This is a genomic window from Streptomyces sp. NP160, from assembly GCF_006335115.1.
Lineage (GTDB): Bacteria > Actinomycetota > Actinomycetes > Actinomycetales > Quadrisphaeraceae > Quadrisphaera.
The window spans coordinates 925-1,266 of sequence record NZ_VDMJ01000063.1 but is presented as its reverse complement, the minus strand read 5'-3'; the positions used below and the strand labels follow the sequence as shown (position 1 = coordinate 1,266).

Below are 342 nucleotides of genomic sequence, written 5' to 3'. Positions count from 1 at the left end.
GCTGCCGAGCAGCACCACCACGCGGGTCTGGTCGCTGGTGACCTGGTCGAGCAGGTCGGAGAAGGTGCGTCCGTCGGCGGCCCGGGCGGCCCAGCCGGCACCGTCGGCAGCGGCCACGCTGCGCGCCACCGGGGCTCCCGCGCCGTTCAGGGCCGTCGCGGCCAGCGCCGACCAGTCGTTGGCGGCACCGGCCGGGTCCAGCCCGTCACCGACGAACGCCACGGGCGCGCCACCGGCCACGGACGCCTCCGGGCCGGCCGTGGCGCTCGTGGGCGCAGCGGCGGTGAGGGTGGCGGACGCCGTGGGCGCCGGTGGCGGAGCAGGCGGGGCCGCGGAGGCGGA

The 342-nt window shown here is 80.1% G+C and carries 1 pseudogene; it reads right to left on the bottom strand.

Annotated features, from left to right (window positions below):
• Nucleotides 1-342 (bottom strand): annotated as a pseudogene (locus FHN55_RS23000) (hypothetical protein); the annotation flags it as partial.